Genomic DNA, 17,545 nt, shown 5'->3' with positions numbered 1-17,545 from the left:
GTTAACGGGCTTGCCGCACGGCATTGTCGGTTGGGTGATTCGGACGGGACAAGATGGCACGCATTCTGCTGGCGGAAGACGACGACGACATGCGCCGGTTCCTCGTCAAGGCGCTGGAGCGCGCCGGTTATCAGGTCAGCGATTTCGACAATGGCGCCAGTGCCTATGAGCGGCTGCGCGAGGAACCTTTTTCGCTGCTTTTGACCGACATCGTCATGCCCGAGATGGATGGCATCGAGCTCGCCCGTCGCGCCACGGAGATCGATCCCGACCTCAAGGTGATGTTCATCACCGGCTTCGCCGCCGTCGCGCTGAACCCTGATTCCAAGGCGCCGAAAGACGCCAAGGTGCTATCGAAGCCGTTCCACCTGCGCGACCTCGTCAACGAAGTCGAAAAGATGCTGCAGGCCGCCTGACGCGCTTTTTGTCGCGTCTTGACCGACGCCGCAAGCCAGCCATTCTTTCCCCTTTCCCGCTATTGACGTGCAGAACCAAAAATGGTGTATGCGCGGCTTCGGATGGGCGTGTAGCTCAGCGGGAGAGCACTGCATTGACATTGCAGGGGTCACAGGTTCAATCCCTGTCACGCCCACCATCCAGACAATCCCTCAATTGGCCGTCGGTATTTTTCGTCGACTGACGTTCCCGGCCTATACCGGCCTCAGGCGGCGCCGAGGCGGAGATCGCCGCTCTCGACGTGCTCCAGAAACCACGCATAGGTCTGTTCCAATCCGCTGCGCAGCGAATAGCGCGGGCGCCAGCCGGTGGCGAACAGACGCGACACGTCCATCAGCTTGCGCGGCGTGCCGTCCGGCTTCGTCGCATCGAACGTTATCGCGGCATCGGCGCCGGCGACCGACACGATGGTGCGGGCAAGGTCGGCAATGGTGATGTCTTCCCCAGAGCCGACATTGATGTGGCTGTCGCCCGAATAATTCTTCAGCAGCCAGACCAGCGCGTCGGCGGCGTCGTCGACATGCAGGAATTCACGCATCGGCGTGCCCGATCCCCACACCTCCAGGCTCTTGCGGCCGGCGCGCCTGGCCTCGTGCGCCTTGCGCATCAGAGCGGGCACGACATGGCTGGAATTGAGGTCGAAATTGTCGCCCGGACCGTAGAGATTGGTCGGCATCGCCGAGATGTAGTCGACGCCGTACTGGCGCCGATAGGCCTGGCACAGTTTCAGCCCGGCGATCTTGGCGATCGCATACCATTCGTTGGTGGGCTCGAGCGGCCCGGTCAGCAAGGCGTCCTCGGAGATCGGCTGCGCCGCGAATTTGGGATAGATGCAGGATGAACCGAGAAACAGCAGCTTCTGCACCTCGTTGCGGAAGGCGCTGTCGATGACATTGTTCTGCATGACGAGATTGTCCTGCAGGAAATCGACGGGAAGCCTGTTGTTGGCCAGGATACCGCCGACCTTGGCCGCCGCCATCACCACTGCATCCGGCTTGCGGTCGGCCATCCAGCGCCGCACGCCGGCCTGGTCGAGAAGATCGAGCTCGGCGCGCGAGGCGGTCATAACCTCGCAATCCTCGTCGGCCAATCGGCGCAGGATGGCCGAGCCGACCATGCCGCGATGTCCGGCCACGAAAACGCGCTTGCCCTGAAGGTCGAAGGTCATCAGCTTACCCCAATGCAGAACGGCAGCTTTTTGCCAGTTGGCCGGCGGAGCGCCGGATCGGCTTCTCTGTTGCCGGACGCATACCGCATACAGATTTGCCCAGACAAGGCAAATCGCAAAGCCACCCGAAGCAACCTTTGATCGGATGCTGTAGCGCTCGCGATCAGACGCCCGCTACCGCGCAGAGGCTTGTCATTCTGGCAATGGCAAGCTCGGGGTCGGCCAGCAACCCTGCCTGGTCGGCAAGGCGAAAGACATCGGAATAGTGACGGATGCCGCGCGCCGATTGCATGCCGCCGATCATCGAAAAATGCTCCTGGTGGCCGTTCAGCCATGCCATGAAGACGATGCCGGCCTTGTAATATTCGGTCGGCACCTCGAAGATTTTGCGCGACAGCGGCACTGTCGGCGCCATCAGCGCGTCATAGCCGGCGCGGTCGCCGTCGGCCAGCTTTGCCAGCGCTGCATTGGCGACCGGCGCGATCGCATCGAAAATGCCGAGCAGCGCGTGCGAATGTCTGTCGCCGTCGCCGGCGATCAGCTCGGGGTAATTGAAATCGTCGCCGGTGAACATCAGCACGCCCTCGGGCAGCCGGTCCCTGAGCGCAATCTCCTTGCCGACATCGAGCAGCGATATCTTTATGCCTTCGACCTTGCCGGCATGGCGTTCGATGATCGCGACCACCGTCTCCAGCGCAGTTTCGAAGTCGCTGCTGCCCCAGTAGCCTTTCAGCGCCGGGTCGAACATGTCGCCCAGCCAGTGCAGGATGACCTTGCCGGAGGCCTGGGACAGGATGCGGTCGTAGACGCCGATATAGTCGTCGGGGCCTTTGGCGACCGCCGCAAGCGCCCGGCTGGCCATCATGATCGCCTTGCCGCCAAGCCCTTCGATGAAGCCGAGCTGTTCTTCATAGGCCGCGATGACATCGTCTAGCCTGCTGGCGCCCCCCGGCGCCAGATGGTCGGTGCCGGCGCCCGACGCAAGATCGGCGCCTTCGACGCTGCGCGCCTCGGCGATCGAGCGGCGGATCAATTCCTTGGCATTCGCCCAGTCGAAACCCATGCCGCGCTGAGAGGTGTCCATCGCTTCGGCGACACGGAAGCCAAGCCGCCAGAGGTGATGGCGAAACGCCATCGTCTTGTCCCAGTCGACCGCGGGCCTCGACCACGGATCGGTCATGGCGCGGGGATCGGCAACGACATGGGCGGCGGCGTAGGCGATGCGCGAGAAGCGAGCGCCGGCCACAGGCTGCACCGGCTGGCCGACAAGCCGGTAGCGGACACGGCCGGCGCCTTCCCCGGGCAAGGTGATGTCCATGGCTCTCTCCCTTACCAACGCCTATTAACTGGAACGTTCCAACAAATCAAGATATTTTGCCGCCCTGCCTCGTGCAGCAAAAATTGCTGCATCGCAGCAGCCGAAAGCCTGCTTGCCGGAGGATTGCGCCACCGAGCCGCATTTTTCCCGGGTTCGCAAAAACGCGATTGACTCAAATGCGCCCCAGGGATTAGATCGTTCCAATAAAATCGCACAAGAAACCACCGGGAGGACAGATCTGGATGGCCAGCCGGGCCAAGGCAACGATACTCGACATAGCCCGTGAGGCGGGCGTGTCCAAATCGACGGTATCGCTGGTGCTGCAAGGCAGCGGGCTGATCCGGCCCGAAACCGCGCTCAAGGTGCGCAAGGCGATCGAGGACGTCGGCTATGTCTACAACCGCGGCGCCGCCAATCTGCGCAAGGCCCATTCCAACGTCATCGGCATGGTCATCAACGATCTCACCAATCCGTTTTTCGCCGAGCTCGCGGTCGGCATGGAGCGCGTCTTCCAGTCGGCCGGCGTCGTGCCTTTCATCGCCAATACGGCTGAAAACCCGGTGCGCCAGGAAGAGGTTCTGAAATCGTTGATGGAGCAGGGTGTCGCCGGGCTCGTCGTGTCGCCGGCGCGCGGCACCACGCCTGGCGCGTTCCGTCGCCTTGAGACCGCAGGCGTTCCGGTCGTCTTCGTCATGCGCCGGCTTCCCGAAAGCCGTATCCCGGTGATCACGCCCGACAATCATCGCGGCGCCTATCTCGCCACCGCCCATCTGATCGGCAAGGGCCATCGCCGGCTGGCCTTCTTCGGCGGCTCGTCCGACCTTGTCGTCTATCACGAGCGCCTGGGCGGCTTTCGCGAGGCCTGTGAAGCGCTCGGCATCGAACCGGCCGACAGGCTGGTCTTCGAGGGCGAAACCAGCCGCAAGGGCGGTATTGCCTGCCTGGAAACCGCACTTGCCATGGCCGCGCCGCCGACCGCGGCCCTTTGCTTCAACGATGCGGTCGCCTTCGGCGTCTTGCTGGCGCTGCGCAAGCGCGGCCTGGAACCCGGCGCGGACTTTGCCGTCGTCGGCTTCGACGACGTCGCCGAGGCCGAGCACTATATGCCGGCGCTGACCAGCGTCGCGGTGAACACCGCCGGCCTCGGCGAGCGCGCCGCCCATGTCGTGCTGAAGATGATCCAATCGCGCACCACGCGCGCCGAGGATCATATCGGCGCCGTCAACCTCGTGGTCAGGGAAAGCTGCGGCCCCGATCGCAACGAGCATGGCTGTGCAGGAATGGGAGACGCGGCATGACCGTCAGTTGGGGGCTGATCGGCGCCAGCACGATCGCAAGACAGTTCATGATCGGCGCCATCCGCGCGCAGAAGGACGGCGAGATCGCCGCGGTGATGAGCTCCAGCCCGGAGCGCGCCGCCACTTACGCCAGTGAAAACCGCATTCCGGCGGCGGTCTCGACGCTCGACGCCCTGCTCAAATCCGATATCGACGCCGTCTACATCTCGACCACTAACGAATTGCATCTCGAACAGGCACTCGCCGCCATCGAGGCGGGAAAGCATGTGCTGTGCGAAAAGCCGCTGGCGCTGACCAGCGCCGACGCGCGCAAGATGGTCGCGGCGGCCAGGGCCGCCGGCGTCGTGCTCGGCACCAATCACCATCTGCGCAATGCCGGCTCGCATCGGGCGATGCGCGAAGCGATCGCTGCCGGCCGCATCGGCAGGCTGATCGCCGCGCGCGTCTTCCACTCCGTCTATCTGCCGGAAAACCTGCAGGGCTGGCGCATCACCAGGCCGGACGCCGGCGGCGGCGTGGTGCTCGACATCACCGTCCACGATGCCGACACGCTGCGCTTCGTGCTCGGCGACGATCCCGTCGAGATCTCGGCATTCACGCAGTCGGCCGGCATGGCCGCCGGCGGACTGGAAGACGGCGCCATGTGCCTCTGGCGCTTCGCATCGGGCGTCATCGCCCAATCGCATGAGGGCTTCACGACAAAATTCGCCGGCACCGGCTTCGAGGTGCATGGCAGCGAAGGCTCGCTGATCGCCAAAAATGTGATGACGCAGAAGCCGGTCGGCTCGGTCTTGCTTCGCACGGCACAGGGCGAGGAGGAATTGAGCTTCGACCGCGAAGACCTCTATGCCCGTTCGCTGCGCGAATTCCACGCAGCGATCCGTGGCGACGGCCAGCCGTCCGCCACCGGCGAGGACGGCGTCTGGTCGCTGACATCAGCCGAGGCGGCATTGCAATCGGCCAGGTCCGGAAACGCCGTTGCCATCGACCCGAAGCTCGGGAGCGCCGCGTGAGCAAGCTCGTTTCAGCGGCTGAAGCTGCCGGCCTGATCAGGGATGGCATGGTCGTTTCCGTGTCATCGTCGAGCGGCCTCGGCTGTCCGGATGCGGTGCTGGCTGCCGTCGGCGAGCGCTTCGACGCGGAAGGCCATCCCAGGGACATCACGACGCTGCATCCGATCGCCGCCGGTGACATGTACGGCATCAAGGGCATCGACCATCTAGCCAAGCCCGGCCTGTTGAAGCGCACTTTGTGCGGCTCCTATCCGTCCGGGCCGTCATCGTCGGAACCGCCGCAGATCTGGAAGATGATCGGCGACAATTCGGTCGCCGCCTATAACGTGCCGTCCGGCATCCTGTTCGACATGCATCGCGAGGCCGCGGCCAAGCGCCCCGGCGTGCTGACCAAGGTCGGGCTCGATACCTTTGCCGACCCGCGCCATCAGGGTTGCGCCATGAATGCTGCCGCCAGCGAGCCGATCGTTTCGGTGCAGCAGTTCGACGGCGAGGAATGGCTCTATTTCCGCTCGATCGTACCGCAGGTCGCGATCATCCGCGCCACCACGGCGGACGAGCGCGGCAACCTTACCTATGAGCATGAGGGTGCCTATCTCGGCGGCCTCGAACAGGCGCTGGCCGCCCGCAACAATGGCGGCATCGTCATCGCGCAGGTCAAGCGCGTCGTCGCGAACGGCACGCTGAAGCCGCACGATGTGCGCGTGCCCGGCGTGCTGGTCGACCATATCGTGGTGGCGCCCGACCAGTTGCAGACGACGCTGACGCCTTACGATCCGGCCATCTCCGGCGAGATCTTCCGGCCGCTGTCGAGCTTTCGCAACGCCGAGATGAACGTCCAGAAGGTCATTGCGCGCCGCGTCGCCATGGAGCTTGCCGACGGCATGGCGGTCAATATCGGCTTCGGCATCTCGGCCAATGTGCCGCGCATCCTGCTCGAGGAAGGCCAGCACGGCAAGGTCACCTGGGTCATCGAACAGGGCGCGGTCGGCGGCGTGCCGCTGCTCGATTTCAAGTTCGGCTGCTCGTCGAACGCCGACGCCTTCATGCCTTCGCCGCACCAGTTCATCTATTTCCAGGCCGGCGGCTTCGACGCCTCCCTGCTGTCCTTCCTGCAGATCGACCGGCACGGCTCGGTCAATGTTTCGAAGCTTTCGGCGCGGCCGCATGTCACCGCCGGCGCCGGCGGCTTCGTCGACATCACCGCGCGGGCGAAGAAGATCGTCTTTTCCGGTTTCTTCAATGCCGGCGCCAAGCTGTCGCTTGCCGGTGGCGGCATCCGCATCGACCAGGAGGGCAAGGTCAAGAAAGTCGTCGGCGAGGTCGAGCATATCTCCTTCTCGGGCAAGCGTGCCGTCGCGCAGGGACAGGATATCACCTATGTCACCGAGCGCTGCGTGATGAAGCTGACGCCTGCGGGGCTGATGGTGACCGAGTTGGCGCCGGGCATCGACCTCGAGCGCGATGTGCTGGCGCAGGCCGAGATCCCGCTCGCCGTCGCCAACGACCTGAAAGTGACGCCGGATGCGCTCTACCGGGACCGGCCGATCGGCCTATCGCTCAATGGCGGCGTGTCGCTTGGAGCCGCACATGGCTGAGCGTCTGGTAACCTTTGAAACCGACGGCGCCATCGGCATTGTCACGCTGCGCCGGCCGGAGAAATTCAACGCGCTCGATATTCCGATGCTGCGGGCGCTGGAAGCGGCACTCGACGAGGCCGAGACAGCAACCGGCGTCCGCGTCGTGCTGGTCTGCGGCGAAGGCAAGGGCTTTTGCGCCGGCGGCGACGTCGAGGCTTGGGCAGAAATGAGCGCTGCCGATTTCCAGGTGCAATGGGTGCGCTACGGCCACCGCGTCTTCGACCGGCTGGCGCGGCTGCGGCAGCCGACGATCGCCGTTCTTGCCGGCCATGCGCTGGGCGGCGGGCTGGAACTGGCGGCGGCTTGCGACTTTCGCGTGGCGGAAACGCAGGTGAAGTTGGGGTTCCCCGAAACCTCGATCGGCGTCGTTCCCGGCTGGTCCGGCACCCAGCGCGCCGTGCGCCGCTTCGGTGCGCAGGCAGTGCGGCGGATGGCGCTCGGCGGCGAAGTGTTTCTGGCTACCGAGGCTCTTGCTCTGGGGATTGTCGACCGGGTGGTCGAGACCGGTAAGGCGTTCGCCGAAGCCAAGGCCTGGGCCGGCAAGATCGCCGAGCGCGGCCCGCTCGCGACCGAAGCCGCCAAGCTGATGATTACAATCGCCGAGGGCGAAGAGAGTGCTGCCGCGACCGAAGCGCTGGCCAGCGGCTTCATCGCGCTGACAAGCGATCTCAGGACCGGCGTCGAGGCTTTCAAGACCAAGCAGAAGCCGGCGTTCTCAAGATCTTAGGAACCTGGAAATCACATGAACGCACCCCTCAACATCGCCATGCCCGCCGAGGCAGCCGCAGCGCCGAAAAGGTACCGGCTGCTGATCGGCGGCAGGTTCATCGACGCCCAGGACGGCCGCACGCTGGAGCGCAGCAGCCCCGGCCACGGCTTCACCGTCTCGCGCTATGCACAGGCCGGCGCGGCGGACGTAGAGGCGGCGGTTCAGGCCGCGCACAAGGCCTTCGAGACCGGCCCGTGGCCGCGCATGAAGGCAGCCGAACGCGCCGCGATCCTGCTCAAAGCTGCTGACCTGATCGAGGCGCGGCTGGACGAGATTGCCCGGCTCGACGCACTGGAATCCGGCAAGCCGATTGCGCAGGCGCGCGGCGAGATCGGCGGCGCCGTCGATATCTGGCGCTATGCCGCGGCACTTGCCCGCACGCTTCACGGCGAAAGCTACGCCAATCTCGGCGACGCCATGCTCGGCGTCGTGCTGCGCGAACCGATCGGCGTCGTTTCCATCATCACGCCGTGGAATTTCCCGTTCCTTATCGTCAGCCAGAAACTACCCTTCGCGCTCGCCGCCGGCTGCACGGCGGTGGTCAAGCCGAGCGAGATGACCTCGGCCTCGACTTTCGTGCTCGGCGAGATACTGATGCAGGCCGGCTTGCCGGACGGCGTCGTCAACATCCTTGCCGGGTTGGGCGCCGATGTCGGCGCACCGATGGTCAGCCATCCGCTGGTCGAGATGGTGTCGTTCACCGGCTCCACCCGCGTCGGCAAGATGACCATGGCGTCTGCCGCCAACTCGCTGAAGAAAGTCGCGATGGAGCTCGGCGGCAAGAACGGCCAGATCGTCTTTCCCGATGCCGACCTCGAGGCCGCCGCCGACGCGGCGGTGTTCGGCGGCTTCTTCAATGCCGGCGAATGCTGCAATGCCGGCAGCCGGCTGATCGTCCATGAGGCGATCGCCGACGAGTTCCTCGGCGCCGTCAAAGCCCTCACCGCCAAGGTGGTTGTCGGCGACCCGCTCGACGACCGCACCAAGGTCGGCGCGATGATCTCCGCCGACCATATGGCCAAGGTCACCGGCTACGTGACGGCAGCGGAAAACGGCGGCGGCCGGATCTGTAGCGGCGGCAATCAGCTTGCTTCGAGCGCCGGCCAGTATCTTGATCCGACCATCGTTCGCGATGTCACCGAAGACATGGCCATTGCACGCGAGGAAGTGTTCGGTCCGGTGCTCTCGGTGCTGACTTTTGAATCGATTGAAAGGGCGTTGCACATCGCCAACAACACGCCCTATGGTCTGTCGGCGGGCGTGTGGAGCGCCAGCATCGATACCTGCATGTCGGTGGCGCGGAATGTGCGTTCGGGAACCGTTTGGGTGAACACGTTCATGGAGGGTTACCCCGAGCTGCCTTTCGGCGGCTACAAGCAGTCCGGTCTCGGACGCGAACTCGGCAAGCGCGCCGTCGAGGATTATACCGAGGAAAAGACAATCCAGTTTCATCGCGGCCAGCGCACCGGATGGTGGGTCGGCTGAGTTGGGAAGAACCCGGTGGGCATCCGCCGGTCGTGTAAGTTCAACAAGGGAGGAAGTACATGTTGCGCAAACTGCTTATCGGGACGGCTCTCGCATCGGGCGTTGCGTTCGCGGCCCATGCCGAGGACGTCAAGGAAGTCCAGATGCTGCATTGGTGGACGTCGGGCGGCGAAGCTGCCGCTCTGAACGTGCTCAAGCAGGATCTGGCCAAGGAAGGCTTTGCCTGGAAGGACGTGCCGGTGGCCGGCGGCGGCGGCGACGCTGCCATGACCGCGCTGAAGGCGATGGTGGCAGCGGGCAACTACCCGACCGCCTCGCAGATGCTTGGCTATACCGTGCTCGATTACGCCGCAGCCGGCGTTATGGGCGACCTGACCGAGACGGCGATAAAGGAAGGCTGGGACAAGTCCGTTCCCGCGGCCCTGCAGAAATTCTCCGTCTATGATGGCAAGTGGGTCGCGGCTCCGGTCAACGTCCACTCGGTCAACTGGCTATGGATCAACAAGGCGGTGATGGACAAGATCGGCGGCACCGAGCCCAAGACCTTCGACGACTTCATTGCGTTGCTGGACAAAGCCAAGGCGGCGGGCGTCATCCCGCTCGCGCTGGGCGGCCAGAACTGGCAGGAAGCGACAATGTTCGACTCAGTCGTGCTGTCGACCGGCGGGCCTGAGTTCTACAAGAAGGCCTTCAACGACCTCGACGAGGAGTCGCTGAAGTCCGACACGATGAAGAAGTCGTTCGACAATCTCGCCAAGCTCGTCACCTATGTCGACCCGAACTTCTCGGGCCGGGACTGGAACCTCGCCACCGCCATGGTCATCAAGGGCGATGCGCTGGTGCAGGTGATGGGTGACTGGGCCAAGGGCGAATTCAACGCCGCCAAGAAGGTCCCGGGCACCGACTTCCTGTGCTACCGCTTCCCGGGCACCGACGGCAGCGTCGTCTACAACTCCGACATGTTCGGCATGTTCAACGTTCCGGAGGACCGCAAGGCCGCCCAGATCGCCCTGGCCACCGCCACGCTGTCGAAGAGCTTCCAGTCGGCCTTCAACGTCGTCAAGGGCTCTGTTCCGGCCCGCACCGACGTGCCGGACACCGATTTCGACGCTTGCGGCAAGAAGGGCATGGCCGACCTGAAGGCCGCCAATGAAGGCGGCACGCTGTTCGGTTCGCTGGCGCAGGGCTATGGCGCGCCTCCCGCGGTTGCCAACGCCTACAAGGATGTCGTCTCGAAATTCGTGCACGGCCAGATCAAGACCTCGGACGAGGCCGTGACCCAACTGGTCAGCGCGATCGAAGACGCCAAGTAAGGCACCCGCCCATGTGAATGATCTCCCCGGCGCAAGCCGGGGAGATCCCCTGCGGCGAGGTTTTGCGGTTGCGCCGACCGGCACGCTTTTCGTGCCGCAGAGCCCGAGACAGCAGAATTCCGGACCCGCCATACGGAATGGACAGATGAGCACAGTTGCTGAAACCAGTATCACGCTGACGCCGGAGCACGATGCCCGTCCGGGCGCCACGGTGCGCTCGCGCCTTCAGGACGCGCTGCCGAAGCTCGTGCTGGCGCCGAGCTTCGCCGCCACTATCGTCTTCGTCTACGGCTTCATCCTGTGGACGATCTATCTGTCCTTCACCAATTCCAAGACCTTTCCCTCCTATGCGATCACCGGGCCACGCGCCTATCAGCGGCTATGGCGCTGGACTTTCGAAAGCGATCCGCCGTCCTCCTGGTACACGTCGATCACCAATATGGGGATTTTCGGCTTCCTCTATATTTCCATCTGCCTGGCGCTCGGCCTGTTCCTGGCGATCCTGCTCGACCAGAAGATCCGCGGCGAAGGTGTGCTGCGGCCGATCTACCTCTACCCGATGGCACTGTCGTTCATCGTCACCGGCGTTGCCTGGAAATGGTTTCTGGACCCCGGCCTCGGCCTCGAGCAGACGCTGCACCAATGGGGCTGGACGAGCTTCCATTTCGACTGGATCAAGAACAAGGATTTCGTCATCTACACAGTGGTCATCGCCGGCGTCTGGCAGGCGTCGGGCTTCATCATGGCGATGTTCCTGGCCGGCCTGCGCGGCATCGACGGCGAGATCCTGAAGGCGGCGCAGATCGACGGCGCCACCACCTTCCAGCTCTACCGTCGCATCGTCATCCCGCTGCTGCGGCCGATCTTCCTGTCCGCCTTGATCGTCCTCGCGCATCTCGCCATCAAATCCTACGATCTGGTGGTCGCGCTGACCAGCGGCGGGCCGGGCGGTTCGGCCTGGCTGCCGTCCAACTTCATGTATGAGTACACCTTCAAGCGCAACGAGATGGCCGTCGGCTCGGCCAGCGCCGTGATCATGCTGATGACCATCACCGCGATCATCGTTCCCTATCTCTATTCCGAGCTTCGGGAGAAGCCGCGATGAGCGCCGTGGCCACTCCTGCTCGCCAGAGCACTGGCGGTATCAGCGCCAGGACGGTCAACCGTATTGTCATCTACGGGCTGCTGGCGCTGTTCGCGCTGTTCTATCTGATGCCGCTGTTCGTCATGCTGGTGACCTCGTTCAAGACCATGGACGAAATCCAGAACGGCAACATGCTGGCGCTGCCGCAGGAGCCGACCTTCGCACCTTGGATAAGGGCGTGGAGCGAGGTTTGCTCGGGTCTCACCTGCGTCGGCATGAAGGGTTATTTCTGGAACTCGATCAAGATGGTGGTTCCGGCCGTCATCATCTCGACCCTGCTCGGCGCGCTCAACGGCTATGTGCTGACGAAATGGCGCTTTCGCGGGGCGACGCTGGTGTTCGGGCTGATGCTGTTTGCCTGCTTCATTCCGTTCCAGTCCGTCCTCTTGCCGATGGCAACGATCCTCGGCAGCCTCGGCCGGTTCGGCGTCAAGCTGCAGAACGCGACCGGCCTCACCTTCGGCTTCGGCAATCCGACCGTGAACCTGGTGTTCGTTCACGTCGTCTACGGCATCGGCTTCACCACCCTGTTCTTCCGCAATTATTACGAAGCGTTTCCGAACGAGCTGGTGAAGGCGGCGCAGATCGACGGCGCCAGCTTCTTCCAGATCTTCCGGCGCATCATGCTGCCCAACTCGCTGCCGATCATCGTGGTGACGGTGATCTACCAGTTCACCAACATCTGGAACGACTTCCTCTTCGCTTCCGCCTATGCCGGCTCAGGCGACGTGATGCCGATGACGGTGGCGCTGAACAATGTCGTCAACACCTCGACCGGCGTCGTCGAATACAACGTCAACATGGCGGCGGCGATGATCGCCGCGCTGCCGACGCTCCTCGTCTACGTGCTCGCCGGCCGCTATTTCGTGCGCGGCCTGATGGCCGGCGCCGTCAAAGGATAATCGCATGGCTTTTCTGGAAATTGACGGGCTGAAGAAGCGTTTCGGAGCGGTCGAGATCCTAAAAGGCATCGACCTCGACCTGGAAAAGGGCGGCTTCCTCGTGCTGGTCGGGCCTTCCGGTTGCGGCAAGTCCACGCTGCTCAACACTATTGCCGGCCTGGAAACCATAACCGAAGGGGAAATCCGCGTCGACGGACGCACGATCAACGATCTCCACCCCTCCAAGCGCGACATCGCCATGGTCTTCCAGAGCTACGCGCTCTATCCGAACATGACGGTTGCCGGCAATATCGCCTTCGGCATGGAGATGCGCGGCGTGCCGGCCGGCGAGCGCCAGAAGGCGATCGACAAGGTGGCGAAGGTCTTGCAGATCGGCCATTTGCTGAAGCGCAAGCCAAGCCAGCTCTCCGGCGGCCAGCGCCAGCGCGTCGCCATGGGCCGGGCGCTGGTGCGCGATCCAAAGCTGTTCCTGTTCGACGAGCCTTTGTCCAATCTCGATGCCAAGCTGCGTGTCGACATGCGCATCGAGATCAAGCGCCTGCACGCCACCACCGGCACCACCATCGTCTACGTCACCCACGACCAGATCGAGGCGATGACGCTGGCCACCAAGATCGCGGTGATGCGCGACGGCGAGGTGCAGCAGTTCGGCACGCCAGCCGAAATCTATAACAATCCGGTCAACCTGTTTGTTGCCGACTTCATGGGCTCGCCGGCGATGAACCTGATCCCGGCGACGATCGGCAGCAACGGCAGCAGCTTCTCCGTCGTCATGGAGCGCGAGGCGCGCCAGCCGATCTCGCTGCCGCTGGGCAATGCGCCGGCCGGCCTGTCGGCATTCCAGGGAAAACCGATCATCTTCGGCGTCCGCCCGGAAGCACTGACCGATCCCGAGGGTGCCGAACGCAACGCCTCGAACATCGCCCGCGCCGACTGTCACATCGAGGTCATCGAGCCGGCCGGCTCGGATACGTTCGCGGTCACCAATCTCGGCGGCAAGGCGGTGGTGGCGCGGCTGCGCGCCGATGCCAAAATCCAGCCCGGCACGGTCACGCCGCTCGCCTTCAACCTGACCAAGGCGGTGTTCTTCGATCCGGCGACCGAGAAACGCATCGTCTGACCGCCATGACAAATCCCGACATCGTCATCATCGGCTCCGGCATAGGTGGCGCCACGATCGCCTCTGGCCTTGCCGGCGGTGGCGCCTCGATCCTGATGCTGGAGCGCGGCGAACCACTGCCAGCAACGCCGCACACACGCGACACCCGCGCAATCTTCGTCGATGGCCACTATAGGCCGAAGGAGATGTGGCTCGAGGCCGGCGGAGCGCCTTTCAACCCGGGCAATTACTACTATGTCGGCGGCAATTCGAAATTCTACGGCGCGGTGCTGATCCGCTACCGCAGGGAAGACTTTTCGGAGATGGAGCACTATGGCGGCATCTCGCCGGCCTGGCCGTTTTCCTATGAGGAATTCGAACCCTGGTATTCCAGGGCCGAGCAGCTTTTCCGCGTGCGCGGTGCACTCGGCGAAGACCCGACCGAGCCGTTCCACTCGATGCCCTACCCTTTCGGGCCGGTGCCCGACGAGCCGCCAATCGCGCGTGCCCGCGCCGAGTTGAAGAGCCTGGGCCTGCACCCGGCATCGCTGCCGCTCGGCGTCGACATCGAAGCCTGGCTGAAAGACGGCAGCACGCCGTGGGACGCTTTTCCCAACACCGGCGTCGGCAAGGTCGACGCCCAAACGGGACCGCTGGCCGCCGCCCTTGCCGACCAGAAGATCAAGCTCGAGACCGGCGCCCATGTCGAATATCTCGAGGCATCGCCGGATGCGAGGACGATCATCGCCGTCCATTATCGACAGAACGGTACGCTGAAGAAAGTCGCGCCGAAGCTGGTCATCCTATCGGCCGGCGCAGTCAATTCCGCCGCCATCCTGCTGCGCTCGCCCACCCCTCAGGGCAGAGGCGGTGGCAAAGGCCTGGCCAACCGCTCCGACCAGGTCGGCCGCAACTTCATGAATCACAATTCGAGCGCCATGCTGGCGATCGATCCACGCCGCCGGAACAAATCCGTCTACCAGAAGACGCTGATGCTGAACGATTATTATCTGTCCGACGGCAAGGGCGGCAAGCCGCTCGGCAATGTCCAGCTCCTCGGCAAGATCGACGGCAACATCCTCAAGGCCAATGTCAGGCGCGCGCCCAAATTCGCGCTTGATTTCATGGCCGGCCACGCCGTCGACTGGTATCTGATGTGCGAGGACCTGCCCGATCCCGAGAGCCGCATCATGGTCGACGGCAAGGACATCGTCATGCAGTGGCGGCGCTCCAACATGCAGTCGCTCGACGGACTGACCAAGGTGATGCGCGAGAATTTCCGCGCCTGCGGCTATCCGATCGTCCTGTCGCGGCCGTTCGACAAGCGCACGCCCTCGCACCAATGCGGCACGGTGAAGATGGGCAACGATCCAGCGACCTCGCCGCTCGACCCGTTCTGCCGCTCCTTCGACCACAGCAATTTGTTCGTCGTCGATGCCGGCTTCCTGCCGAATTCGGCCGCCGTCAATCCGGCGCTGTCGATCGCCGCACAGGCGCTGCGCGTCGCCGATCATATCCGCAAGACGGAGCTTGCAACATGAGCCGCCCGGCAGCGATCGTCACCGGCGGCGCGCGCGGGATCGGCCTTGCTTGCGCCGAGGCGCTGGCCGACGCAGGCTTCGACATCCTCCTCTCAGACCTTGCCGACGAAGCCGCCGACGGGCTCGCCGCCGACATCACAGGGCGCGGCGCGAAGTTCGCCTATGCCAGCAGCGACATCGCCGACCTCGACGGCCATGCAGCGCTGATCGATGCCGCGACAAGCGCCTTCGGTCGCATCGACTGCCTGGTCAACAATGCCGGCATCGGTGCCGTCCTGCGCGGCGATCTGCTCGAGCTCAAGCCCGAAAATTTCGACCGGGTGCTCGGCATCAATCTGCGCGGCACCGTATTCCTCAGCCAGGCCGTCGCCAAAGCGATGCTCGGCCTGCCAAGCGATGGTGCGAGATCGATCATCACCATCACCTCGGTCAGCGCCGCCATGGCCTCGCCGGAACGTTCCGATTACTGCATCTCCAAGGCTGGGCTTTCGATGTGGGTGAAGAACCTGGCGCTGCGGCTTGCCACCGAAAACATCGCCGTGTTCGAGGTGCGGCCAGGCATCATCCGCACCGACATGACCGCGGGTGTGACCGCCAAATATGACGGGCTGATCGACGGCGGGCTGGTGCCGGCGATGCGCTGGGGCGAGAGCGAAGATATCGGTGCCGCCGTGGCAGCACTCGCCGGTGGCAAGTTCGGCTTTTCGACCGGCTCGGTCATCAATGTCGATGGCGCGCTGTCGGTGCCGAGGCTATGAACAGGTGACGCCATGACGGACTACATAATCGTCGGCGCCGGCCCGGCCGGCTGCGTACTCGCCAACCGGCTGAGCGAAGGTCCGTCGCATCAGGTGCTGCTGCTCGAAGCCGGCGGCAAGGACTGGCATCCGCTGATCCACATGCCGGCCGGTTTTGCCAAGATGACCAAGGGCATCGCCGCCTGGGGCTGGTCGACGGTGCCGCAAAAGCACATGCAGGACCGTGTCTTCCGATACACGCAGGCCAAGGTGATCGGTGGCGGCTCTTCGATCAATGCCCAGATCTACACGCGCGGCAACGCCCGCGACTACGACGCCTGGGAGAAGGAAGAAGGCCTTGCCGGCTGGGGCTATCGCGATGTGTTGCCCTACTTCAAGCGCGCCGAGAACAACCAGCGTTACGCCAACGATTTTCACGGCGACCAGGGCCCGCTCGGCGTGTCGAACCCGATTGCACCATTGCCGATCTGCGAGGCCTATTTCCGTGCCGGACAAGAGATGGGCATCCCCTTCAATCCCGACTTCAACGGGGTAGCCCAGGAGGGCGTCGGTTACTATCAGCTGACGCAGAAGGACGCGAAGCGCTCCTCCGCCTCGGTCGCCTATCTCAGGCCGATCCGCGAGCGCAAGAATCTCACCATCAGGACCGGCGTTCTGGTGACACGCATCGTCGTCGACAAGGGCCGCGCCGTGGGCGTCGAGATCGTCGACAGGCCGGGCGGCCAGCCAACGATCCTGCGCGCCGAGCGCGAGGTGATCGTCTCGTCCGGCGCCATCGGCTCGCCGAAGCTTCTGATGCAGTCGGGCATCGGCCCGGCCGACCATCTGAAGACGATCGGCGTGACACCGGTGCACGATTTGCCCGGCGTCGGCTCCAACCTGCAGGATCATCTCGACCTGTTCGTCATCGCCGAATGCACCGGCGATCACACCTACGACAACTACGCCAAGCTGCACTGGACGGCTTGGGCCGGCCTGCAGTATCTGCTCCTGAAGAAAGGCCCGGTGGCTTCCAGCCTGTTTGAGACTGGCGGCTTCTGGTACGCCGATCCAACCGCCGCCTCTCCCGACATCCAGTTGCATCTCGGCCTCGGCTCCGGCATCGAGGCCGGCGTCGAGAAGCTGAACAATCCGGGCGTGACATTGAACTCGGCCTTCCTGCGCCCGCGCTCGCGCGGCACCGTGCGGCTGAACAGTGCCGACCCGGCCGACCGCCCGCTGATCGATCCGAACTATTGGTCCGATCCCTATGACCGCGACATGTCGATCAAGGGGCTGAGGCTGGCGCGCGAGATCATGCGGCAGAAGGCGCTGCAGCCCTATGTGCTGCGCGAGATATTGCCGGGACCCGACCTGCAGAGCGGCGACGAGCTGTTCGACTACGCCTGCCTCAGTTCCAAGACCGACCACCACCCGGTCGGCACCTGCCGCATGGGCTACGATGCAATGAGCGTGGTGACGCCAGATCTCAGGCTGCGCGGTATCGAGGGCCTGCGCGTCTGCGACGCCTCGGTGATGCCGCGCATCCCCTCCTCCAACACCAATGCCCCGACGATCATGGTTGGCGAAAAAGGCGCCGATCTGATCCTTGGCCGCGAGCCGCTGCCGCCGGCGGTGTTTTCCACCAACCAAGCGGCATGA

Annotated in this window: 15 protein-coding genes and 1 tRNA gene; 14 read left to right on the top strand and 2 right to left on the bottom strand. The window is 64.1% G+C overall.

Annotated features, from left to right (window positions below; genetic code table 11):
- Positions 1-53 precede the first annotated feature (53 nt).
- Positions 54-416 carry a cell cycle two-component system response regulator CpdR gene (cpdR, locus tag NKI54_RS01565; protein WP_006199474.1) on the top strand — a complete coding sequence of 121 codons (363 nt, stop codon included), beginning with the start codon at positions 54-56 and terminating at the stop codon, positions 414-416.
- A gap of 104 nt (positions 417-520) precedes the next feature.
- Positions 521-595: transfer RNA gene (locus NKI54_RS01560), tRNA-Val, on the top strand.
- Positions 596-661: 66 nt separating this feature from the next.
- On the opposite strand, the gene fcl is transcribed toward NKI54_RS01560, so the two are convergent.
- Positions 662-1,624, bottom strand: a complete 963-nt coding sequence (fcl, locus tag NKI54_RS01555) for a GDP-L-fucose synthase (protein ID WP_352568153.1) — start codon at positions 1,622-1,624, stop codon at positions 662-664.
- Between the two features lie 163 nt (positions 1,625-1,787).
- Positions 1,788-2,942 (bottom strand): dihydrodipicolinate synthase family protein, encoded by a 1,155-nt coding sequence (locus NKI54_RS01550; protein ID WP_352568154.1) that lies wholly within the window; start codon positions 2,940-2,942, stop codon positions 1,788-1,790.
- Between the two features lie 242 nt (positions 2,943-3,184).
- On the opposite strand from NKI54_RS01550, the gene NKI54_RS01545 reads away from it, so the two are divergent.
- The 12 genes from NKI54_RS01545 (at position 3,185) to NKI54_RS01490 (ending at position 17,545) form a co-directional block, all read left to right on the top strand.
- Positions 3,185-4,240, top strand: a complete 1,056-nt coding sequence (locus tag NKI54_RS01545) for a LacI family DNA-binding transcriptional regulator (protein WP_352454053.1) — start codon at positions 3,185-3,187, stop codon at positions 4,238-4,240.
- Positions 4,237-5,253, top strand: a complete 1,017-nt coding sequence (locus tag NKI54_RS01540) for a Gfo/Idh/MocA family protein (RefSeq protein ID WP_352568156.1) — start codon at positions 4,237-4,239, stop codon at positions 5,251-5,253. Before NKI54_RS01545 ends, NKI54_RS01540 begins: the two co-directional genes overlap by 4 nt.
- Positions 5,250-6,851, top strand: a complete 1,602-nt coding sequence (locus tag NKI54_RS01535; RefSeq protein ID WP_352568157.1) for an acyl CoA:acetate/3-ketoacid CoA transferase — start codon at positions 5,250-5,252, stop codon at positions 6,849-6,851. The genes NKI54_RS01540 and NKI54_RS01535 overlap by 4 nt, the downstream gene beginning before the upstream one ends.
- Positions 6,844-7,620, top strand: a complete 777-nt coding sequence (locus tag NKI54_RS01530) for an enoyl-CoA hydratase/isomerase family protein (protein ID WP_352568158.1) — start codon at positions 6,844-6,846, stop codon at positions 7,618-7,620. Before NKI54_RS01535 ends, NKI54_RS01530 begins: the two co-directional genes overlap by 8 nt.
- A gap of 15 nt (positions 7,621-7,635) precedes the next feature.
- Entirely contained in the window at positions 7,636-9,147 is a 1,512-nt protein-coding gene (locus NKI54_RS01525) for an aldehyde dehydrogenase family protein (RefSeq protein WP_352576140.1), read from the top strand.
- A 59-nt stretch (positions 9,148-9,206) separates the two neighbouring features.
- Positions 9,207-10,460, top strand: coding sequence for an ABC transporter substrate-binding protein (locus tag NKI54_RS01520; RefSeq protein WP_031194023.1), 1,254 nt, complete (start codon positions 9,207-9,209; stop codon positions 10,458-10,460).
- Between the two features lie 145 nt (positions 10,461-10,605).
- Positions 10,606-11,565, top strand: a complete 960-nt coding sequence (locus NKI54_RS01515) for a carbohydrate ABC transporter permease (protein ID WP_023675368.1) — start codon at positions 10,606-10,608, stop codon at positions 11,563-11,565.
- Positions 11,562-12,506: a carbohydrate ABC transporter permease gene (locus tag NKI54_RS01510; RefSeq protein ID WP_023675367.1), complete on the top strand. Its 945-nt coding sequence runs from the start codon at positions 11,562-11,564 to the stop codon at positions 12,504-12,506. Before NKI54_RS01515 ends, NKI54_RS01510 begins: the two co-directional genes overlap by 4 nt.
- Before the next feature lie 4 nt (positions 12,507-12,510).
- Positions 12,511-13,626 (top strand): ABC transporter ATP-binding protein, encoded by a 1,116-nt coding sequence (locus NKI54_RS01505; RefSeq protein ID WP_352690483.1) that lies wholly within the window; start codon positions 12,511-12,513, stop codon positions 13,624-13,626.
- 5 nt (positions 13,627-13,631) lie between these two features.
- Complete coding sequence (locus tag NKI54_RS01500) at positions 13,632-15,146, top strand: GMC oxidoreductase (protein ID WP_352690480.1); 1,515 nt, start codon at positions 13,632-13,634, stop codon at positions 15,144-15,146.
- On the top strand, positions 15,143-15,904 hold the full coding sequence (locus NKI54_RS01495) for a 3-ketoacyl-ACP reductase (RefSeq protein ID WP_352690477.1): 762 nt from the start codon (positions 15,143-15,145) through the stop codon (positions 15,902-15,904). The genes NKI54_RS01500 and NKI54_RS01495 overlap by 4 nt, the downstream gene beginning before the upstream one ends.
- A 12-nt stretch (positions 15,905-15,916) precedes the next feature.
- Positions 15,917-17,545: a GMC family oxidoreductase gene (locus tag NKI54_RS01490; RefSeq protein ID WP_352690474.1), complete on the top strand. Its 1,629-nt coding sequence runs from the start codon at positions 15,917-15,919 to the stop codon at positions 17,543-17,545.

This window comes from Mesorhizobium sp. M0663, assembly GCF_040320585.1.
Taxonomy (GTDB): domain Bacteria; phylum Pseudomonadota; class Alphaproteobacteria; order Rhizobiales; family Rhizobiaceae; genus Mesorhizobium.
This window is presented reverse-complemented; position numbering and strand designations above follow the sequence as displayed.

Coding starts and splice junctions, on each gene's coding strand:
- NKI54_RS01495 (WP_352690477.1), top strand. CDS start 15,143: ATGAGCCGCCCGGCAGCGATCGTCACCGGCGGCGCGCGCGGGATCGGC.
- NKI54_RS01530 (WP_352568158.1), top strand. CDS start 6,844: ATGGCTGAGCGTCTGGTAACCTTTGAAACCGACGGCGCCATCGGCATT.
- NKI54_RS01515 (WP_023675368.1), top strand. CDS start 10,606: ATGAGCACAGTTGCTGAAACCAGTATCACGCTGACGCCGGAGCACGAT.
- cpdR (WP_006199474.1), top strand. CDS start 54: ATGGCACGCATTCTGCTGGCGGAAGACGACGACGACATGCGCCGGTTC.
- NKI54_RS01545 (WP_352454053.1), top strand. CDS start 3,185: ATGGCCAGCCGGGCCAAGGCAACGATACTCGACATAGCCCGTGAGGCG.
- NKI54_RS01540 (WP_352568156.1), top strand. CDS start 4,237: ATGACCGTCAGTTGGGGGCTGATCGGCGCCAGCACGATCGCAAGACAG.
- NKI54_RS01520 (WP_031194023.1), top strand. CDS start 9,207: ATGTTGCGCAAACTGCTTATCGGGACGGCTCTCGCATCGGGCGTTGCG.
- NKI54_RS01505 (WP_352690483.1), top strand. CDS start 12,511: ATGGCTTTTCTGGAAATTGACGGGCTGAAGAAGCGTTTCGGAGCGGTC.
- fcl (WP_352568153.1), bottom strand. CDS start 1,624: ATGACCTTCGACCTTCAGGGCAAGCGCGTTTTCGTGGCCGGACATCGC.
- NKI54_RS01525 (WP_352576140.1), top strand. CDS start 7,636: ATGAACGCACCCCTCAACATCGCCATGCCCGCCGAGGCAGCCGCAGCG.
- NKI54_RS01500 (WP_352690480.1), top strand. CDS start 13,632: ATGACAAATCCCGACATCGTCATCATCGGCTCCGGCATAGGTGGCGCC.
- NKI54_RS01490 (WP_352690474.1), top strand. CDS start 15,917: ATGACGGACTACATAATCGTCGGCGCCGGCCCGGCCGGCTGCGTACTC.
- NKI54_RS01510 (WP_023675367.1), top strand. CDS start 11,562: ATGAGCGCCGTGGCCACTCCTGCTCGCCAGAGCACTGGCGGTATCAGC.
- NKI54_RS01550 (WP_352568154.1), bottom strand. CDS start 2,942: ATGGACATCACCTTGCCCGGGGAAGGCGCCGGCCGTGTCCGCTACCGG.